The sequence below is a fragment of the Butyrivibrio sp. XBB1001 genome (assembly GCF_000424505.1).
Classification (GTDB): Bacteria; Bacillota; Clostridia; order Lachnospirales; family Lachnospiraceae; genus Butyrivibrio.
Map to the genome: position 1 here is coordinate 1 of NZ_AUKA01000040.1, position 1,370 is coordinate 1,370.

Sequence of the window (1,370 nt, forward strand, 5' to 3'; positions counted from 1 at the left end):
TGTTTTTTCATCCGCCAAGATGAACACCTTTATCTTACTTAGAGGTTTCTTTTTATTCAATTGGCGTTATTTCTGAATTACAGGAATGCTCCCAATTCATAATCCTGAATCCTCTCTTTCCACTTTTTATACTTCTTGTACTGAATATCATTCAATTCCCAGAAGTTTACTCCAGGGTCACATTCACCCACTATTTGCTTTTCACCAACCAGTTTATAACCTAGCGCCTCAAAAAAGTTCTTTATGTAGTCATACCAAACAGAAGGTTCGGCAAATTTACCAGCTATCGACTCTAATCGATTATCCTCATTAAAAAACCACGAATTTGGAAAGTTTTCATCCATTTTTTCATACGGATTGACCCTATTTGAAAACTTTATGTACTCCTTGATCAATGTCTCATCTGGCGCAGGAATTATCTCTAATTCACCTGCCCCAATCATCCAACATCCCATTTTTATTCCTCCTTGATAAATGAATAATTTAGGTTATAATATAACCAATGGTTATTGTATGATACATAACCATTGGTTACTTGTCAATAGTAAAATGAGGTACATATGAAATTCAAAGCTGAAAGAATAATCCAAATTCGTGAACAATTAGGTATGAGCAAAGCTGAAGCAGCAAGAAAACTCAACATGTCTGCAATGGGTTACGGGCGTTATGAAAATGGGCAAAGGGAGCCATCATTCCAAACAGTATGTTTCATAGCGTCAACGTTCAACACTACTTCTGACTATCTTTATGGCTTAACAGATGATCCAAATCCAAGTACAATAACGATTTCTTCATCTGAAGACCCAGAACTCTTTTCATTTGTAAACTCTCTCCAGAAGGATAAATCCTTAGAAAAAAGGTTATTAGAATACTTTAATAAACTGACTCAGCAAAATAAATGAACGCAAAAAAGAGAAGCATCACTGCTTCTCTTACTGCCGGCGACCGGGATCGAACCGGTACGGGTATCGCTACCCACGGGATTTTAAGTCCCGGGCGTCTGCCAGTTCCGCCACGCCGGCATCTTACCAATATAAAATTGATAAAAAATACGCGATATGTTTTATGGGACATATCGCGAATGGGGCCTACAGGGCTCGAACCTGTGACCCTCTGCTTGTAAGGCAGATGCTCTCCCAGCTGAGCTAAGACCCCATATTAACTGGGTATATTTGGTTTTTAGAAAAAACCTAGTGGAGCTTCAGGGACTTGAACCCGGGACCGACCGGTTATGAGCCGGTTGCTCTAACCAACTGAGCTAAAGCTCCTGAAAAGTGACTCCGACGAGAATCGAACTCGTGTTACCGCCGTGAAAGGGCGATGTCTTGACCGCTTGACCACGGAGCCGCATCAGACCGTTTCGCTATAGG

Annotated in this window: 2 protein-coding genes and 4 tRNA genes; 1 reads left to right on the top strand and 5 read right to left on the bottom strand. The window is 40.7% G+C overall.

The features are described from left to right. Positions 1–77: 77 nt before the first annotated feature. A complete protein-coding gene (locus G631_RS0115990) occupies positions 78–455 on the bottom strand; it encodes a hypothetical protein (RefSeq protein ID WP_026490292.1) in 378 nt (125 codons plus the stop codon). A 105-nt stretch (positions 456–560) separates the two neighbouring features. On the opposite strand from G631_RS0115990, the gene G631_RS0115995 reads away from it, so the two are divergent. Next, positions 561–902, top strand: a complete 342-nt coding sequence (locus tag G631_RS0115995) for a helix-turn-helix domain-containing protein (RefSeq protein WP_026490293.1) — start codon at positions 561–563, stop codon at positions 900–902. Between the two features lie 34 nt (positions 903–936). Here the strand turns inward: G631_RS0115995 and G631_RS0116000 are convergent. The 4 genes from G631_RS0116000 to G631_RS0116015 all read right to left on the bottom strand — a co-directional run bounded on the left by G631_RS0116000 (position 937) and on the right by G631_RS0116015 (position 1,347). Continuing rightward, positions 937–1,022, bottom strand: a tRNA-Leu gene (locus G631_RS0116000). Between the two features lie 60 nt (positions 1,023–1,082). Next, positions 1,083–1,155, bottom strand: a tRNA-Val gene (locus G631_RS0116005). Positions 1,156–1,194: 39 nt separating this feature from the next. Continuing rightward, a tRNA-Ile gene (locus G631_RS0116010) sits at positions 1,195–1,268 on the bottom strand. Between the two features lie 7 nt (positions 1,269–1,275). After that, positions 1,276–1,347 (bottom strand) — tRNA-Glu (locus tag G631_RS0116015). Positions 1,348–1,370 lie beyond the last annotated feature (23 nt).

What these genes read in the sequence shown, in the direction of transcription:
- G631_RS0115990 (WP_026490292.1), bottom strand. Translation starts at nt 455, where the DNA reads ATGGGATGTTGGATGATTGGGGCAGGTGAATTAGAGATAATTCCTGCG.
- G631_RS0115995 (WP_026490293.1), top strand. Translation starts at nt 561, where the DNA reads ATGAAATTCAAAGCTGAAAGAATAATCCAAATTCGTGAACAATTAGGT.